General features: G+C 58.1%; 16 protein-coding genes and 1 other RNA gene. 5 read left to right on the top strand and 12 right to left on the bottom strand.

The annotated features are described in order from the left end of the window. Positions 1 to 122 precede the first annotated feature (122 nt). Positions 123 to 2,033, top strand: a complete 1,911-nt coding sequence (locus ABWQ15_RS09295) for an LTA synthase family protein (RefSeq protein ID WP_353908492.1) — start codon at positions 123 to 125, stop codon at positions 2,031 to 2,033. After that, positions 2,033 to 2,566 (top strand): hypothetical protein, encoded by a 534-nt coding sequence (locus ABWQ15_RS09290; protein WP_353908491.1) that lies wholly within the window; start codon positions 2,033 to 2,035, stop codon positions 2,564 to 2,566. Before ABWQ15_RS09295 ends, ABWQ15_RS09290 begins: the two co-directional genes overlap by 1 nt. A 112-nt stretch (positions 2,567 to 2,678) precedes the next feature. Here the strand turns inward: ABWQ15_RS09290 and uvrC are convergent, their stop codons facing one another. From uvrC to rbr, 3 genes are all read right to left on the bottom strand, one after another. Then, complete coding sequence (gene uvrC / locus ABWQ15_RS09285) at positions 2,679 to 4,538, bottom strand: excinuclease ABC subunit UvrC (RefSeq protein ID WP_353908490.1); 1,860 nt, start codon at positions 4,536 to 4,538, stop codon at positions 2,679 to 2,681. A gap of 126 nt (positions 4,539 to 4,664) precedes the next feature. Continuing rightward, positions 4,665 to 4,928 carry an HPr family phosphocarrier protein gene (locus ABWQ15_RS09280; protein WP_353908489.1) on the bottom strand — a complete coding sequence of 88 codons (264 nt, stop codon included), beginning with the start codon at positions 4,926 to 4,928 and terminating at the stop codon, positions 4,665 to 4,667. A 308-nt stretch (positions 4,929 to 5,236) separates the two neighbouring features. Continuing rightward, the gene (rbr, locus tag ABWQ15_RS09275) at positions 5,237 to 5,770 is read right to left on the bottom strand and encodes a rubrerythrin (RefSeq protein WP_353908488.1); all 534 of its coding nucleotides are present in this window, start codon (positions 5,768 to 5,770) and stop codon (positions 5,237 to 5,239) included. A gap of 243 nt (positions 5,771 to 6,013) precedes the next feature. Between rbr and ABWQ15_RS09270 the strand changes: the two genes are divergently transcribed. Beyond that, complete coding sequence (locus ABWQ15_RS09270; protein WP_353908487.1) at positions 6,014 to 6,508, top strand: hypothetical protein; 495 nt, start codon at positions 6,014 to 6,016, stop codon at positions 6,506 to 6,508. Between the two features lie 142 nt (positions 6,509 to 6,650). Here the strand turns inward: ABWQ15_RS09270 and ABWQ15_RS09265 are convergent, their stop codons facing one another. The 9 genes from ABWQ15_RS09265 to hisG form a co-directional block, all read right to left on the bottom strand. After that, on the bottom strand, positions 6,651 to 7,481 hold the full coding sequence (locus tag ABWQ15_RS09265; protein WP_353908486.1) for a PHP domain-containing protein: 831 nt from the start codon (positions 7,479 to 7,481) through the stop codon (positions 6,651 to 6,653). Then, positions 7,478 to 8,113 carry a bifunctional phosphoribosyl-AMP cyclohydrolase/phosphoribosyl-ATP diphosphatase HisIE gene (hisIE, locus tag ABWQ15_RS09260; RefSeq protein WP_353908485.1) on the bottom strand — a complete coding sequence of 212 codons (636 nt, stop codon included), beginning with the start codon at positions 8,111 to 8,113 and terminating at the stop codon, positions 7,478 to 7,480. Before hisIE ends, ABWQ15_RS09265 begins: the two co-directional genes overlap by 4 nt. Before the next feature lie 56 nt (positions 8,114 to 8,169). Beyond that, positions 8,170 to 8,925, bottom strand: a complete 756-nt coding sequence (gene hisF / locus ABWQ15_RS09255) for an imidazole glycerol phosphate synthase subunit HisF (RefSeq protein WP_353908484.1) — start codon at positions 8,923 to 8,925, stop codon at positions 8,170 to 8,172. A gap of 36 nt (positions 8,926 to 8,961) precedes the next feature. After that, the gene (hisA, locus tag ABWQ15_RS09250) at positions 8,962 to 9,720 is read right to left on the bottom strand and encodes a 1-(5-phosphoribosyl)-5-[(5-phosphoribosylamino)methylideneamino]imidazole-4-carboxamide isomerase (protein ID WP_353908483.1); all 759 of its coding nucleotides are present in this window, start codon (positions 9,718 to 9,720) and stop codon (positions 8,962 to 8,964) included. Positions 9,721 to 9,838: 118 nt separating this feature from the next. Continuing rightward, entirely contained in the window at positions 9,839 to 10,450 is a 612-nt protein-coding gene (gene hisH, locus ABWQ15_RS09245; RefSeq protein ID WP_353908482.1) for an imidazole glycerol phosphate synthase subunit HisH, read from the bottom strand. Between the two features lies 1 nt (position 10,451). Further along, the gene (gene hisB, locus ABWQ15_RS09240) at positions 10,452 to 11,039 is read right to left on the bottom strand and encodes an imidazoleglycerol-phosphate dehydratase HisB (RefSeq protein ID WP_353908481.1); all 588 of its coding nucleotides are present in this window, start codon (positions 11,037 to 11,039) and stop codon (positions 10,452 to 10,454) included. Between the two features lie 3 nt (positions 11,040 to 11,042). Next, the gene (hisC, locus tag ABWQ15_RS09235; RefSeq protein WP_353908480.1) at positions 11,043 to 12,107 is read right to left on the bottom strand and encodes a histidinol-phosphate transaminase; all 1,065 of its coding nucleotides are present in this window, start codon (positions 12,105 to 12,107) and stop codon (positions 11,043 to 11,045) included. Further along, a complete protein-coding gene (gene hisD, locus ABWQ15_RS09230; RefSeq protein WP_353908479.1) occupies positions 12,104 to 13,402 on the bottom strand; it encodes a histidinol dehydrogenase in 1,299 nt (432 codons plus the stop codon). The genes hisC and hisD overlap by 4 nt, the downstream gene beginning before the upstream one ends. Then, positions 13,386 to 14,987: an ATP phosphoribosyltransferase gene (gene hisG, locus ABWQ15_RS09225; protein WP_353908478.1), complete on the bottom strand. Its 1,602-nt coding sequence runs from the start codon at positions 14,985 to 14,987 to the stop codon at positions 13,386 to 13,388. Before hisG ends, hisD begins: the two co-directional genes overlap by 17 nt. 331 nt (positions 14,988 to 15,318) lie before the next feature. Here hisG and ABWQ15_RS09220 point away from each other — a divergent pair, with 331 nt between their 5' ends. Further along, positions 15,319 to 16,275 (top strand): alpha/beta hydrolase, encoded by a 957-nt coding sequence (locus tag ABWQ15_RS09220; RefSeq protein ID WP_353908477.1) that lies wholly within the window; start codon positions 15,319 to 15,321, stop codon positions 16,273 to 16,275. A gap of 112 nt (positions 16,276 to 16,387) precedes the next feature. Beyond that, an RNA gene (gene ffs, locus ABWQ15_RS09215) (signal recognition particle sRNA small type) lies at positions 16,388 to 16,487 on the top strand. Positions 16,488 to 16,515: the final 28 nt, after the last annotated feature.

The following is a 16,515-nucleotide window of genomic DNA, read 5'->3' as shown; positions in this document are numbered from 1 at the left end:
AACCTGCCGCCGCTTGCGCTTTGATGCGCTGCTGGAAAAAGCGGTTGCAACGCCTTGTTTTTTTCAGGAGAATTATTATAATGAAAAGGTAATTCTGGTTCTGCGCGGAAAGGATCTTTCTTGTGAACATAAAAAAACATACAAAGTCAGTCGTCGTTTATCGGCTGAATCTGCCGTTGACACTGCTGGCGGCAGTGTTGTTGGCGGGGTTTTACACACTGCTGTGCCTGTGGATACAGCCCAACAGCCTGCGTTCCATTCTCTCTTTTTTTCGGGCGCAGCCGCTGCTCATTGTCCTCAACGCCCTGCCCATCGGACTTTTAATTCTGGCGTTCACCTTCTTTTTGGGGAACGTATTCTCTTCCGCCGCTCTGGTGGGAACGTGCTGTGCATTTCTCTCCCTTGCCAACCGCATAAAAATTGAGGTCCGGGATGAGCCGGTATTTCCCCGGGATCTTGGACTGTTGAAAGAGGCCGGCAGCGCCGTGGGATCCTACAACATCCATTTCCCCTGGCTCACAATCGCGATCGTAGCCGGAGTCTGCGTTTTTCTGCTGGTTCTGGGCATATTTCTGCGCTGTAAACCCCTTTTCACTGACAGACCGGGCCGCAGCCGGGCCGTCCGGCTGGGAGGCGGCGCAGCGGCGCTGGGCGTACTGGTAGGCCTGATCTTCACGGTCTACGCCTCCAACGAGCTCTACAACTCCTTTCCGGTGTCCAACGCCTACTATGTTCCCTCCGTGTTCAACGAGCTGGGGTTTCCCTACTGCTTCACGCATCATTTTACCGCCTACACCGTGGATAAACCAGCCGGATACAGCCGGTCGGCGGCAGAGAGCTGGGATAACGCCGCTGCGTCCACTGGGCAGGGGAAACCGGTGAATGTGATTATGGTGATGGACGAGGCGTTTTCCGACCTGACGGACCAGCCCATGTTCACCTATTCGGCGGGGGACAATCCGCTGAAAAATCTCCACGCCGCGCGCCAGAGTGCCCACTGCATCTCCGGCCATGTGGTGGTCCCCGGTTTTGCCGGGGGTACCGCCAACACGGAGTTCGACGTGCTGACGGGAATGCAGACCAACGCCCTTTCCGCGACAACCACCTCCGCCTTCCGTGCGGTAAACCGCAATCTGGACAGCCTGTACCGCATCTTTGACGCGGATGGCTATGCCACCTCTTTCCTTCACCCCGGCGACGCCTGGTTCTATAACCGGGAGAACGTCTACCGCTTTTTTGGCGCAAAGGAGACTGCGTTCGTCAACGACATGACCGATCTTACGTATAAGGGCCGCTGGGTCACCGATGATTATATGGCGGGTCTGATCGAGCAGAAGTTTGAATCCGCCGTATCCGGAGGCAATACCCTGTTCAACTACACCACCACCATCCAGAACCACATGTCCTACACCGCCGACAAGTATGGCCCAGACTATGTTTTTCCGCCGGTACAAACCTCTGCCAGTCTCTCCGACGAGGCCCGGACGCTGCTCTCGGTCTATATCGAGGGCGCGCGGGACGCGGACGCCATGCTGGGCCGCCTGACCGACTACTTCTCCGCCAGCGCAGAGCCGGTGGTACTGGTTTTCTGGGGCGACCACCTGCCCTATCTGGGCGACAATCAACTGGCCTATAAAGAGTTGGGCATGAATCTAACTCCGGAGGAAAACGGCTCGGCCAACTTCCTGCGGTCCTATGAAACGCCCTATGTGATCTGGGCCAACGACGCGGCGGCCCAAGCACTGGACTGGGACACGGCCGTCGCCTCCCTGGCTTTGCCGAAGGACGGGACCATCAGCGCCTGCTATCTGGGGGCCACGGTTCTGGAGCTGACGGGACACGCCGACGAAAGTCCCTGGTTCCAATTCATGGCCAACCTGCGCCGGGAATATCCGGTGATTCAAAAGGGAACGGCGGTTCTGTCCGATGGGACGGTAACAACACTGGACACACTGGATCAAAGTGGAAAGGGCCTGCTTTCCAAATGGCGCTGCTGGAGCTATTACAAGCTCAAATATAAGGATGTGGGCTGATGGGGCGCCAAAGCCATGAAATCGCCTTTTGCGGCGTGTCGGCGGCGCTGGGAACGGTGCTGCTGCTTCTGGGCGGTCTGATTCCCGGGGCGACCTATTGCGCGCCGGTGCTGGGGATGCTGCCTCTGCTGCCGGTACTCGCGGAATACGGCTGGCGGTCCGCTCTGGGCGTCTATGGAGTGACGGCGGTGCTGGCGCTGCTGCTGACGCCGGATAAGGAGTTGGCGGGCGTCTACCTGTTTTTGGGATACTACCCGGTCTTGCGGCCCGCGCTGGAGCGGTTTCACAACCGCCTTGTGCGTCTTATCTGCAAACTGGTTGTTTTCAACGCCGCGGTGCTGGCGCTGTATTTTCTGCTGCTGCAAGTGTTGGGGCTTGCTATGCTGGAAACGGAATTTGAAGAATACTCCACGCCCTTTCTGATAGCGCTTCTGGGTGGGGGAAATCTGGTGTTTCTCCTGCTGGACCGAGCGCTGGGGCAGCTAATGCTGTTGTGGCGGTACCGGCTGCGCAGACTGTTTTTCAGACATTGAATTTCTCACCCGCTGCAGTGCGTGTAAAAACAGGACCGCCAAACGCTCTATGAGCATTTGGCGGTCCTGTTTTGTCCGGCGAGCGTTCGCCTCTTTTGCAGGAAATCCCGTGTCAGCCGGGGTACCTTTCGGACTCGCCCCCGGCGGCGTTTTCCGGCTCTCCATGGAGGTGCAGATACACGCTCTTCCCGGCGGCAGCTCCGATGACGGTGCTAAGTTCTTCCGCCGTGGCGGCGCGAATCGTCTTCACCGTTCCGAAATGCTTTCTCAAAGCGTCCCTGCGCTTTGGCCCAATACCGGGGATATCGTCTAGTGCGGAGCGCAGCGCGTTTTTCCGGTGGCTGTCCCGGTTATAGGTGATGGCAAAGCGGTGAGTCTCCTCCTGGATCTGCCCGATCAGGGAAAACACCGCCTGATTCGCCTGAATGCCAATCTCCATGCCTTCCGGCGTCACCAGCGCCCGGGTCCGGTGTCGGTCGTCCTTTACCATGCCGAAAATGGGGATGGTCAGGCCGAAGGCCTCCGTCACCTCCAGAGCGGTCCTGGCGTGGACCTCCCCGCCGTCGATCAGCAGCACGTCCGGCAGGGGTAAAAACTTTTCGTCTCCGTCGGCGGCGCGCTGAAGCCTGCGGCGCAGAACCTCCCGCATGGAGGCATAGTCGTCCGGATGGCCGGTCACATCCTTGATCTGGAATCGCCGGTAAGCGCTTTTCAGCGGCCTATCGCCGCTGTACACCACCATGGAAGCCACAATTTCGCTGGAACCGGTGTTGGAAATATCATAGGACTCCATTCGCTTTGGCGGCTGGGGCAGACCCGCCATTTTTGCCAGCAGCAGCAACGTCTGGCTGCTGCGCTCCTCCCGGGTGGTGGCCCGCTCCGTCTCCTCGGCGGCATTCCTGCGGGCCATCTCCAGCAGCTCCGCCTTTTCTCCCCGCTGGGGAACGTGGACCCAGACCCTGTGGCCCGCCCGCTGGGACAGGACCTGGGACAACTCCTCGCAGTTTCCCGAATCGGCGGGAATTAAAATCTCGTGAGGCAGCAGTACCCGGGGCAGGTAATACTGAGCCGTGATGGCGGAGAGCATCTCCCCCTCATCCTCGTCACCGGGGGCGGCGAAGAGCTCCGTCTCCCGTCCCGCCAGATTCCCGTCCTCCATGTGGAGAATTGCGTAGCAGCACTTGGCGCCTTTATAGATGCCCCAGATGTCCGTGTCGGCGCAAAGACCCGCGATCACGGTCTGCTTTTTGCCCAGCGCGCTGATGGCTGCCATGCGGTCCCTGAGAACGGCGGCTCTTTCAAAGTGGAGCGCCTCGGCCTCTCCCGCCATCTCCTCCACCATCTCCCGGAGCAGCAGCTTTGACTTCCCCTCCAGCAGCGCCGCCGCCTGGGACATGCGGGAGCGATAGTCCTCCGCCTCCATACCGGGGCGGCACCAGCCGTCGCACCGGCCCATGTGATAGTTGAGACAAGGCCGTGCCCCGCCGATATCCTGAGGAAATTTTCGGTTGCAGGTGGGCAGCTTCAGCGCGGCGCATACCGCATCCAGCGCCTGACGCGTCTCGAATCTGCCGCCAAAGGGACCAAAGTACCTCGCGCCGTCCTCCGCATACCGGTGGACCATGGAAAAGCGGGGATACGCCTCTTTGGACATGCGCACAAAGGGATACCCCTTGTCATCCTTCAGCAGAATGTTGAAACGGGGCATATGCCGCTTGATGAGGGAGTTTTCCAGCACCAGGGCCTCCCATTCGCTGGAGACAAAGATGGTGTCGAAATGGTCCACCTCGGATACCATTCTCCGGGTCTTGGCCGTGTGGGACGCGCTGTCCTGAAAATACTGGCTCACGCGGTTTTTAAGCCGTTTGGCTTTCCCCACATAAATGACCTTGCCGGTCTTGTCCATCATCAGATAGACGCCCGGCTTCAGCGGCAGGTTGTTGGCCTTCTCCCGCAGCTCATCCTTCGTCACGTTTGGGCCCCCCTCCTTTTTTATGCGGCAAAAAGAAAACCCCGCGTCGCCGCAGGGCAAAAGAGACCCGCGGGGCCTCTTTTTTCTCTCTCTTATAAAAAGGATTTTAAAGCGCGGGTAAAAAGGTTATTCGCCGAAATTGTTCTTGACCAGCTCCACCAGTGCGGTGACAGCTTCCCTCTCATCGGTTCCGTCGGCAATCAGCGTAATGGTGGTCCCCATGACAATACCGAGAGACAGAACACCCAGCAAACTCTTGGCGTTGACCCGGCGGTCTTCCTTCTCCACCCAGATTCCGCTCTTGAATTCATTTGCCTTTTGGATAAAGAACGTCGCAGGCCGCGCGTGCAGACCCACCTCGTTGTTGACTGTGATCTCCTGTGTATACATATGCAGCACTCCTTTTCCCTAACGCCTTATTGAAACTCCGCATAATCTAATTTTCTCTCTTTATCATATCCGTTTTTTGCAAAAACGTCAACAGGGTTTTACAGAAACATTTTGAAAATGCATCGGTTTAATCTCCGCGCTTTTGTCTGATTTCACAAACATTCGTCTGTATTCCGGTTTCTCTTTTGTGCGTAATTTAATTTTCTCCAAAAGTTGTGAATTCCTCCAAATGTCCGTGCCCCGTCTGTTCGGTCAAAAGCTGGGGCTGCCGCTTTCGCGGCGGCCCCAGCCAACGAAAAATTTATTAATTAATAGTTGAGAGCCTTGATCTGAAAATAGCTCTGGGGATGATTACAGACAGGGCACACCAGCGGTGCGCTTTCCGCAATCTCCACATGGCCGCAATTACGGCAAAACCACATGACCTTCTCACCCTTCTTGAAAACCTCGCCCTTTTTTAGGTTTTCCAGCAGCTTCAAATACCGTTCCTCGTGGGTCTTCTCGATCTTGGCCACCCCCTCGAACTGCGCGGCCAGAGCCAGAAATCCCTCCTCTTCGGCAGTACGGGCCATGTCGGCGTACATCTCCGTCCATTCCTCATGTTCACCCGCAGCGGCGGCGGTCAAATTTTCCTCGGTGGACCCGATGCCGTCAAGGGCTTTAAACCACAGCTTGGCGTGTTCCTTCTCATTCAGAGCGGTTTCCTGAAAAATGTCTGCGATCTGCTCATAACCGTCTTTCTTCGCCCTGCTGGCATAATAATCGTACTTATTGCGAGCCTTGCTCTCCCCCGCAAATGCGATCCACAGATTGGCCTCCGTTTTGCTTCCCTTCAGTTCCATAGAGCAAATACCCCCTTTAAAAATTCTTTTTTACTTTTTCTGTTTTCTCGCACACTGTGAGCTGACGCCCTGCAGACGCGAGCTATTTGGTACATGCAATAATAGTAAGGTTGGTTATACTATAAATGCAAGTGTTTTTTATTTTATTTTGCAAAAAACTGCCACGGTTGCTTTTCGTTTGCGGAGCCATACTAATGCAGGGTATCGCAATGCAACAAAAGTCCACGCAAAGGAGGAAACGACTTGAAAAGGACATTTGCGCTCTTGTTAACTGCCCTTCTGGCCGTGAGTATGACTGCCTGCGGCTATACCAACGGCAATGTAAAAAGCACCACTCCCAACAAATCCGTCACCGGCACCGGTACGACCACCGGCACCGGTACGACCACCGGCACCGGTACGACCACCGGCACCGGCGTGACTAAAAACAACGGTACGACTAAAAGCACTGGTGTGACTAAAAGCAACGGTGCGTCCGGTACCGCTGCCAAGACAGCGGGCGATAGCATACTGAGTCGTGATAACAACGGTCTCGGCGCATCCAAATCCGTAGTTGTTAAAAACGGGGCGAACGCAACCACCGCTACTACTACCACCACTACCAAGAATGGGACTAACGGCAGCGTGATCCGGGGTGCGACCTATGGTCAAATGCTCCGCAACGCCCGCGTCCACGACAAGGATGGCTTTTTGCTGGACGGTGAAAACGCCGTGACGCCTGGCGCGGCATACCGCTAAACGTCGGAGTAGCAGTATAAACCGCAGCTCTGCCGCATAACCGTACGGCAAAATGATTGTTCCTGCCAGGACAAGCTGCAAAGAGCCACGGATCTAAAAAGCGCCGAGAAATTTCAAAAGAAATTTCTCGGCGCTTTCTCTCTTACAACGAACAGAGGGACAAACCATCCATGGTCAAAATCGCGGTTTCGGTAAATCCGGCGCTCCTTGCCGCCTCCGCCGCCAGATCGTAGCCAAACAGAATGGCGTCTGTGCTATGGGCATCCGAGGTCAAAATCACCTTTCCGCCCATGCCGCGCCACTCTTTCAACAAAAGCGGTGCAGGGTAGGGCGTCTTTCGATAACCCCGCTGAACGGCCCCGGTATTGATTTCCAGCAGCGTGACGGTCGGGTCGGCAGCATGAAGCGCCGCCAGCGCCGCCGCGCGGTACCGGGGTGCGGTCTCATCAAAAAACGCTCCGTCCGGATTGAGCTTTGTGAGGAGATCCATATGCCCCAGAATGGTGGGTTTTTGCCGCGCCAGAGCGGCCACGTCCTGATAGTACCACTCCGCCACGGACAGGAAGTCCCCGCCGCAGGCCTTGTCCCGACAGGCGGTCAGGCTCTCTGCTCCCCAGTCCACGCAGTAGTATTCCCCGGTTTTTAGAGAATGCAGTTCATGGACGGAGCCAATCCAATAATCGAAACCGTCGCGAACCCCGTCCGCCTGGCTGTCCCACTCGATGCCAAGCAGCACCTCCATCCGTCCGGCATACTCCTTCCGCAGGCGCAGGACCTCGGTCCGATAGGCGCTCAGATCTGCGTCCAGCACGCAGCCGGCATCCGAGGGCGACGGCGTGTGGGAGTGGCCTGACGCGCCGAAATACCGGACGCCGGCAGCGTATGCCGCCGAGGCCATCTCCGCCAGAGTGTTTTTCCCGTCGCACAGGGTGGAGTGCGTGTGAACGGAACAAACCTTGGCGTTTGGCTTCATAGCATCCGCTCCTGTTTCACCTTGTGGTCCACCACATGTCGCTTCTCAAGCTCCGCCGTGATATCCTTTACGGAAATCCCCATCTGTACCATCAGCACCAGAATGTGGTAGCATACATCGGCAATCTCAAAAACCGTCTCCTCTTTGTCGCCCTTGGCGGCGGCAATGATGACTTCTGTGGTTTCCTCACCCACCTTTTTCAAAATCTTGTCCAGGCCCTTCTCAAAAAGATAAGTGGTGTAGCTGCCCTCCTTCGGCTCCGTCTTGCGGCCTTTGATGAGCTCATACAGGCCCTCATAGCTGAAATGCTTCAACTCATCGGAGAGATACAGCCCGTTAAAAAAGCAGCTTTCCGCCCCGGTGTGGCAGGCCGGGCCGTCCTTCACCACCTCCACCACCAGCGCGTCGCAGTCGCAGTCCGCCGTAATGGAAACCACCTGTTGAAAATTACCGGAGGTCTCCCCCTTGCGCCACAGCTTCTGGCGGCTGCGGCTATAAAAACAGGTCCGCCGTTCATCGATGGTGATGGCCAGACTCTCCCGGTTCATATAAGCCAGCGTCAGGACCGCTTTCGTATAGTGATCCTGCACGATGGCGGGAATCAGGCCCCTTTCATCAAATTTCAATTCCATTTATCACAATCTCCCCTCTTGATTCTGCTGGCACCGAAGCCGCAAACCACGGTGCCTTAAATCCTCATTTCCACACCCCGGCTCCTCAGCCAGCGCTTCAGCTCTTTGATATCCACCTGTCTTGTGTGAAAAATGGAGGCCGCAAGCCCCGCGTCGATTCCCGGATGTGTAAAAAGCTCTCCAAAGTCCTCCGTCTTCCCCGCGCCGCCGCTGGCAATGACCGGCACATCCACTCTGCCGGTCAATTCGTCCAGCATTTCGAGATCGAAACCCTGCTTCATCCCGTCGGTGTCGATGGAGTTCAGCACGATTTCCCCCGCCCCGCTTTGAACTCCCCGCACGGCCCAGTCCATGGCGTCAATACCGGTATCCTCCCGGCCGCCCTTGGCAAACAGGCGGAACTGTCCGTCCACCCGTTTCACATCCATGGAGAGCACCACACACTGGTCGCCGTACTTTTTCGCCGCCGCCGCAAGAATGCCGGGGTCCGCAATGGCCCCGGAGTTGACGCTGACCTTGTCCGCACCGCATTTCAGAACCCGGTCGAAATCGTCCAGGCCCCGGATACCGCCTCCCACGGTCAGGGGAATAAAAATTTCGGAGGCCACCCGGCGCAGCACGTCCGTGAACAGCTCACGTCCCTCGAACGAGGCAGTGATGTCGTAAAACACCAGCTCATCCGCGCCGGAGTCGTTGTAAAACCGAGCCATATCCACCGGGTCCGCCATGTCCTTCAGGCCTTCAAAATTCACGCCCTTGACCACCCGCCCGTCCTTCACATCGAGGCAGGGGATGATTCTTTTCGCCAGCATGGTCCTCTCTCCTTTCAGGCAGCAACCTGGAATCTTTTAAAGCAGTGGCGGCTCGTCGTCGGATTGATCCGGGCGGTCTCCCGCCGCGTCCAGACACATACCCAGATCGAGCTTTCCGTCATAGATCGCCTTGCCCAAAATCGCCCCGGCGATACCCATCTCATTCAGCGCCCGAATCTCCAGAAGATCGCTGATGCCGCCGGAGGCCACAATATCCAGTCCATCCAACTCCGCCAGACGGCGGTATGCGTCCAGATTTGTTCCGGAAAGAGCGCCGTCCTTCGAGATGTCCGTATAAATGACGGTCTGTATTCCTGCGTCCCGCAGGCGGCGGCAGAAGTCAAAGCTATCCTCACTGCTGGTTTTCAGCCATCCGTTGGTCGCCACCTTGCCGTCCCGCGCATCTACGCCCACGGCAAGCTTCTCCCGATACCGCTGGGCCATGCGCTGCGTAAAGGTAAAATCCTCCACAGCCGCGGTGCCCAGAATGCAGCGGTTTATTCCCAACTCCAGATACTTCCGGATGCCCTCCTCCGTTCGGATGCCGCCGCCCACCTCAATGAATGCGTGACCCTGCTGCACCAACGCCTCAATCTCCACCCAGTTGGCCATGCTGGGCCGTCCGTCCTTCGCGCCGTCCAGATCGACAATGTGCAATTGCCGCGCCCCAGCCCGGATGAAACGGCGGGCAACGCCGCAGGGTTGGGCGGAATAAACGGTCATCCGGTCGTAATCTCCCCGCAGCAGCCGGACGGCCTTGCCGTCCCGCAGGTCAATGGCGGGAAAAATCTGCATAAAAACCTCCCCGCGCCCTTCGGCGCTCAAATCAAGATCGCCCATGCGGGCGTTTGCCGTAGGCGGCTTTGGCAGAGTGCGGTATGGAAGGCCGCACCGTACAATTGCGGCCTGCGTCTTAGAGCTCTCCGAACGCTTTGAGCAGCCGCAGCCCCGCGTCCCCGGACTTCTCCGGGTGGAACTGGGTTCCCCAGACGCTGCCCCGGCGCACCGCGCCCGGGACGGCCACGCCGCCGTAGTCAGAGACGGCCAGGGTGCTGTCCGCGCAGTCTTTCGCGTAAAAGCTGTGGACATAATAGACATATTCCCCGTCCTGAAAATACTTGAACAGGGGGTCGTCCCGCCGGATACGCAGGCTGTTCCAGCCCATATGGGGCACCTTCAGCAAGCGATCGTTCAAATCCGGCTTCAGGCTGTCCACCACGCCGGGAAGAAAGCCCAGTCCGTTGTGCTCCCCGTATTCAAAGCCCCTGTCAAACAGCAGCTGCATTCCAAGGCAAATGCCAAGCAGCGGCTTTTTTTTGCTTTCCTCCCGCAACACGGGCACCAGCCCCGTGGCATCCAGCTTTGCCTTTGCGTCACCAAACGCGCCCACGCCGGGGAGGATCACGCGCTCCGCGGCCCGAAGACGGTCCGGGTCCGCCGTCACCTCCGGCGAAAAGCCCAGAGACTTCAGGCTGGAGGTCAGGGAGAACAGGTTTCCCACCCCGTAGTCCACAATTGCAATCATATCACAGCGTCCCTTTCGTGCTTGGAATTTCCCCGGCTCGCTCCGGGTCCATACCCACTGCCATGTGGAGCGCCCGGCCCGCGCCCTTGAACGCGGCCTCCAGAATGTGGTGAGTATTCTCTCCGGAAAGCTGACGAAAATGGAGCGCACAGGGACACTGGCGCACAAAGCCCAGCCAAAACTCCTTGCCCAGCTCCGTATCAAACGTGCCCACCTTTTGGGCGGGCAGATCCAGCCCCCAGCCCAGGAAATCCCGGCCGGAGAGATCCACGGCGCACAACACCAGCGTCTCGTCCATGGGAAGCAGGAACTGCCCGTACCGGGCAATGCCCCGCTTATCCCCCAGCGCTTTCGTAAATGCCTGGCCCAGAGCGATGCCGATATCCTCCACGGTGTGGTGATCGTCCACGTCCGTGTCGCCCCGGCAAGTAACATTCAGGTCAAGCCGCCCGTGGGAGGCAAACAGCGTCAGCATGTGGTTCAAAAAGCCGCAGCCGGTGTCGATTTGGGACTTGCCCATCCCGTCCAGCTCCAGGCTCAGTTCGATCTTCGTCTCGTTGGTGTTTCTTACAATCTCCGCTCGACGCATGGCTCACATCTCCCCCAGCAGTTTTTTGATCGCCTCCACCATCTGCTCCATCTGCTCCGCGGACCCAATGGTGATGCGGTAAAAATCCCGGATGCGGTCCTGGTCAAACCAGCGCACCAGGATTCCGTTTTCCTTGAGCTTCCGATACAGTTCGCCGTTTGGAAAGCTTTTCGACGCGGCAAAGATGAAATTTGCCTTGGAGGGCAGAACGGTAAAGTCCAGTTCCTCCAGCGCTTTGGCCGTCCAGTCCCGGGTCTTTTGGATGGCGGCGGTGCAATTTTTGAAGTACGCCTCATCCTCCATGGCCGCGGCCCCTGCCAGAATGGAAAGGCGGTTCACATTGTAGGGGTTGAAGCTGTATTTCACCCGGTTCAGGTCCGCAATCAGGTCCGGGGCCCCCAGCGCAAAGCCCAGCCGTCCGCCGGCAAGATTCCGGCTCTTTGAGAAGGTCTGGACCACCAGCAGATTATCATACCGGCACAAAAGGGGAACGCAGCTCTCCCCGCCGAAATCCACATACGCCTCGTCCACGATCACCACACGATTCTGATCCGCCTCCAGCAGCCGTTGAATCTGGGCGGCGGGCAGCTCCTCGCCGGTAAGGGCGTTGGGGTTGGCAAGGAGGATGGTCCCAGAATAGTCCATGTAATCGTCCACATCAATGGTGAAGTCCGCCTTCAGCGGAATAACCTTGGCTTCGACGCCGTAAAACGCGGCCCAGACCTTGTAAAAGCCATAGGACACATCCGGAAACGCCACGCCTTTTCCCTCGCCGCAAAATGCCCGGAACGCAAAGGAGAGCAGTTCGTCCGACCCGTTGCCCGCCAGCACCTGCTCCGGTCTCAGTTCATACCGGTGGGCGATGGCACGGACCAGTTGGTCGCAGGTTGGGTCTGAATAGAGGTTCAGCTTCAAAAGCTCCGAGCGTGAAACAGCCTTCACCACCTTGGGGGAAGGCGGAAACGGGCTTTCGTTGGTATTCAGCTTAATATACTGCATATCCATGGGCTGTTCCCCGGGGATATAGGGCTCCAATCGGCCCGCCTCGCGGGAAATAAAGCGGCTCATTGCGCACTCCCCTTTCCGTTGCGTTGATCCCGCACCGCGATGGCGCGGGCGTGGGCCTCCAGGCCTTCCTGCCGGGCAAAGCTCTGGATCCGTGAGGAAACGGATTGCAGGGCCTCTCCCGTATAGTAGAGGAAGCTGGATTTCTTCACAAAATCGTCCACACTGAGGGGGCTGGAAAACCGCGCCGTGCCCGCGGTGGGCAGGGTGTGGTTCGGTCCCGCAAAATAGTCCCCCAGCGCCTCCGGGGCGTTTCGGCCCAGAAAGACGCTGCCTGCATTGCGGATGCGGGGCAGCAGCGCAAACGGCTCGTCCACACACAGCTCCAGATGCTCCGGAGCGATGCGGTTGGCGGCCTCCGCCGCCTTTTCCAGCGAATCGGTGATGATAATCTTTCCATTGTTGTCGATGGAGGCCCGTGCCACCTCTCGCCGGGGCAGCGTCTCCAATTGGACCTCCAGCTCATCCCGGACAGCCTCCGCCAGCGCGCGGCTGTCCGTCACCAGCACGGCGGAGGAAAGCCTGTCGTGCTCCGCCTGACTCAGCATATCCGCTGCCACCCATCGGGGGTCGGACTTTCCGTCCGCCAGCACCAGAATTTCGCTGGGCCCTGCGATCATATCAATGCTGACAAGGCCGAACACCTTCCGTTTTGCCGCAGCTACATACACCCCGCCGGGGCCCACGATCTTATCCACCTTCGGCACGCTCTCCGTCCCATAGGCCATGGCGGCCACGGCCTGAGCGCCGCCGCACTTCAAAATCTTTGTCACCCCCGCGATCCTCGCCGCCGCCAGAGCCGCCGGGGCGATGGTCCCGTCCGGAGCGGGGGGCGTCGCCATGAGAATCTCCCGCACGCCCGCAAGCTTTGCCGGAATCACGTCCATCAGGACGGTGGAGGGAAACGCCACCGGCGTTCCCGGCACGCAGACGCCCACGGACTCGATGGGGGTATATCTCTGCCCCATTACAACGCCCGGCTTGTCGGTGAGAACGAAATCATTGTGGATCTGGCGGCTGTGGAACGCGCGGATGTTCTCCGCCGCCTGACGAAGCGTCTCCAAAAGTTCCGGGTCCACCTGCGCCTCTGCCGCGTCCAGTTCCGCCTCCGTCACAAAAAGGTCATCCAGCTCCGCACCGTCGAACTGCTTTTCATAGCTTCGCAGCGCCACGTCGCCTTCCGCCCGCACGGCGGACAGAACGGCATCCACCGCCGCGTCCACATTCTCCTCCGCGAGAATCCCCCGGGTCAAAATATCCGATATGGGAACCTTGTCAAAATCAAAGAGCCGAATCACTCTCCGTCACCTCCGATAGCTTTCGCAGCAGCGCGGCAATTTCCTTGTTTTTAAACTGGTAACTGGCCTTGTTGGCGATAAACCTGGCCGAGATGGACATAAATTCTTTGATGATCTTTAGGTTGTTTTCCTTCAGGGTCGTTCCGGTCTCCACAATGTCCACAATCACATCGCTGAGTCCCAGAATGGGGGCCAGCTCGATGGAGCCGTTGAGTTTGATGATGTCGATATCCCGGCCCTTGGCCGCATAATACGCCTTGGCAATGCCCACAAACTTGGTCGCCACCCGCAGCGTCCGACCGGGGTCTTCCACGAAGTCCTTTGGCCCGGTCACGCACATCCGGCACCTGCCAAGGCCCGTGTCCAGAAGCTCATAGACATCCGCGCCGGACTCCTGCAAAATATCCTTTCCCACAATGCCGATGTCCGCCGCGCCATGCTCCACGTAAATTGCCACATCACTGGGCTTTACCAGAAAATAACGGATGCCCGCCGAGGGGTTTTCCACTACCAGCTTGCGGCTGTCGGCATATCCGCCGGGGCAGCCGTATCCCGCACCGGAGAGCAGGTCGTACACCTTGTCTCCCAGCCGGCCCTTGGGCAGCGCCACGTTCAGCATCACCTTTTTCCCGGCAGACTTCTCTACCAGCGGCTCCGGGGCCTCCAGCCTTTGAAGCTCATCCTGATACAGCGCAAAACCAATCGCCCGCGCACCGGGGGCAAACTGCTCCGCCAGCGGGTCATACCGCCCGCCCCGCAGGACGGCCCGGGGGATTCCCGCAAGATATCCCTGAAACACCACACCGTTATAATAGCTGATATCGTTGACCAGAGAAAGATCAAGTTTCAGCTTCTCCGTTTCGCCCCGCTCCTCCAGCATTTGGCAGACGGTTTTCAGTTCTGTCAGCGCCGCTCCCATAGCCGCGTTCAGCGCCAGCGGCTCGGCCTTGCTCAAAACGGTTTTCCACGGGCCCGCTAATGTAATCAGGGAACACAGCGCGTCCGCCCCCTGGGAGGATAGTCCCGCGCCGGAGGCAGCCTTTTGCAGCTCATGGGCGTTTTTATCCCGGATGCATCCAAGCAGCTTTGAATGGATGGACTCCGGCGCCCCCACCGCGTCCAGCAGTCCCGCCACAAAGCCCATATGGCTCAGCTCCAGCACAAAGTCCGGTCCCGCCAACGCCAGACTATTCAGGGCCAGCGACAGGACTTCCGCCTCGGTCTCATCGTTCAGTGCGCCGATGTACTCAAGCCCCGTCTGGCCGATCTCCTGAAAGGTGTGGCTCTCCTGACTGGGGCGGTAAACGTTTTCTGTGTAGTAGTAGCGCTTGCACTCCCCCGGCTCCGGCTGGGCATTTTTTGCGATGGACAGCGTCACATCGGGCTTCATGGCCAGCAGCCGCCCGTCAAGGTCTGTAAAGGTGAGTACCTGTTCGCTGGAAAGGAACCGGCGATATTCCTGATACAGACTGTATTCCTCAAATCGGCCCACATGATACTTGCAGCATCCGGCTTTTTCATATAACAGACGCAGGCGCAGCGAAAGCAGCTCCTGCGGTTTTAATATTCCCAGATCCAGCTCCATATGTCCCTCCGTTGTCCGCCTTAGTTGGACAGTTTAGTAAATTTATAATACTTCATCTTGTTATCAAAGTAAAGTGCATTTTTTTGAATGCTTCAAATTCCCTCTTTTGCACAAAGATACGCATTGCCCGTCTCCCGCACCCCGTCATTTTTCCCACGTTTCATTTACCTCCTTTAAAGGAAAGGGCCTTGGAACGAACTTGCAGGTAAAACCCGGATCGGAGTAAAAAGCTGAGAAACCAAGAAGTGCCAAAAGCTTGCATTCTAAATAAGCGACATATATAATACTCTCATAACTCATTTTTCATGAAACTTTACAAGGAGGCCCCGCCATGGATCAGTCCCGTAAAGTGCTGAAGAGCGCTCTCGCCCAGCAGCGTAAATCCGCCGAGACCCGCCGTCTTGCCCCCGCCATGCGGGTGCTGAAGGCCCTTCACAGCGCCGGGACGCCGGAGGCACAAACCTTGGAGGAGCTTGAAAAGCAGCGCCGGAACCAGGAGCTTTTGGGCAATCTCACCGCCGAAATGACAGACATGAGCTGGGAACCCTTCGATCTTGCCGGGATGCCCGCGGCGTGGATGCGCCTGCGGCGGCCCCACCGGCGCAGGCGCGCCGTTCTGTACTGCCACGGCGGCGGATATACCAGCGGAAATCTGGGATACTCCAAGGTTCTTTCATCCAAACTGACAAAGGCCACTGGCTACGATGTATTGACCTTTGAATACCGTCTGGCCCCGGAGCACCCCTATCCGGCGGCGGTGGAGGACGGGGTTCGGGCCTGGAACTATTTGATGCAGCTGGGGTACGGGGCGCGGGACGTGGTCTTGGCTGGGGACAGTGCGGGGGGCAATCTGGCGCTGGTTCTATGCCACCGGTTGAAAGCCGCCGGACGGATGCTGCCGGCGGCGCTGATCCTGATGTCCCCCTGGACGGATATGACCGCCTCCGGCCCGTCCTACACGGAGCGCTCGGAGATCGACCCCATTCTGACGGCGGAGTATATACACGGCGTCCGGGCTGTGTACGCCGGGAACCAGGACCTTCGAGACCCCAGTCTCTCTCCCCTGTTCGGGGACTTTACAGGCTTCCCGCCCACGCTCATTCAGGTGGGTACTCACGAAATTCTCTATTCCGACGCGGAGCGGCTGCGGGACACCATGCTCTCTTCGGGCGTGGAATGTCGGCTGGAGGTGTGGGCGGACATGTGGCATGTGTTCCAGCTGTTCCCCATCAAAAAGGCGGCGGCGGCCATGGAACAGACCACCCGGTTTCTGCTGGAGCTGCTGTAAAATACCGGCTCAAGGAAAATTTGCTCTGTTCCCGGCAGATTCCAGTTGATAATTTGAAAAGTTTATAGTAAAATAGAAGCGTTCTGAATCAAATCCTCCGCTTGCAGCCGCGGAGCCGGTCTCGCGCAATGGATGCCCGCTAACCATGTCAGGCGGGGAACCGAGCAGCATCGTGCGGGATATTCCATGTGCCGCGAGGACGCCGGTTCCGTGGCTGCAAACGGAGGACTTGTTTTGTTT

This window comes from Oscillibacter sp. (assembly GCF_040505565.1).
In the GTDB taxonomy this organism is placed as follows: domain Bacteria; phylum Bacillota; class Clostridia; order Oscillospirales; family Oscillospiraceae; genus Oscillibacter.
This window is presented reverse-complemented; position numbering and strand designations above follow the sequence as displayed.

What these genes read in the sequence shown, in the direction of transcription:
- ABWQ15_RS09290 (WP_353908491.1), top strand. Translation starts at nt 2,033, where the DNA reads ATGGGGCGCCAAAGCCATGAAATCGCCTTTTGCGGCGTGTCGGCGGCG.
- hisIE (WP_353908485.1), bottom strand. Translation starts at nt 8,113, where the DNA reads ATGGAATTGAAATTTGATGAAAGGGGCCTGATTCCCGCCATCGTGCAG.
- hisF (WP_353908484.1), bottom strand. Translation starts at nt 8,925, where the DNA reads ATGCTGGCGAAAAGAATCATCCCCTGCCTCGATGTGAAGGACGGGCGG.
- ABWQ15_RS09280 (WP_353908489.1), bottom strand. Translation starts at nt 4,928, where the DNA reads ATGTATACACAGGAGATCACAGTCAACAACGAGGTGGGTCTGCACGCG.
- hisA (WP_353908483.1), bottom strand. Translation starts at nt 9,720, where the DNA reads ATGCAGATTTTTCCCGCCATTGACCTGCGGGACGGCAAGGCCGTCCGG.
- hisC (WP_353908480.1), bottom strand. Translation starts at nt 12,107, where the DNA reads ATGAGCCGCTTTATTTCCCGCGAGGCGGGCCGATTGGAGCCCTATATC.
- hisH (WP_353908482.1), bottom strand. Translation starts at nt 10,450, where the DNA reads ATGATTGCAATTGTGGACTACGGGGTGGGAAACCTGTTCTCCCTGACC.
- ABWQ15_RS09265 (WP_353908486.1), bottom strand. Translation starts at nt 7,481, where the DNA reads ATGAAGCCAAACGCCAAGGTTTGTTCCGTTCACACGCACTCCACCCTG.
- hisG (WP_353908478.1), bottom strand. Translation starts at nt 14,987, where the DNA reads ATGGAGCTGGATCTGGGAATATTAAAACCGCAGGAGCTGCTTTCGCTG.
- rbr (WP_353908488.1), bottom strand. Translation starts at nt 5,770, where the DNA reads ATGGAACTGAAGGGAAGCAAAACGGAGGCCAATCTGTGGATCGCATTT.
- ABWQ15_RS09220 (WP_353908477.1), top strand. Translation starts at nt 15,319, where the DNA reads ATGGATCAGTCCCGTAAAGTGCTGAAGAGCGCTCTCGCCCAGCAGCGT.
- hisB (WP_353908481.1), bottom strand. Translation starts at nt 11,039, where the DNA reads ATGCGTCGAGCGGAGATTGTAAGAAACACCAACGAGACGAAGATCGAA.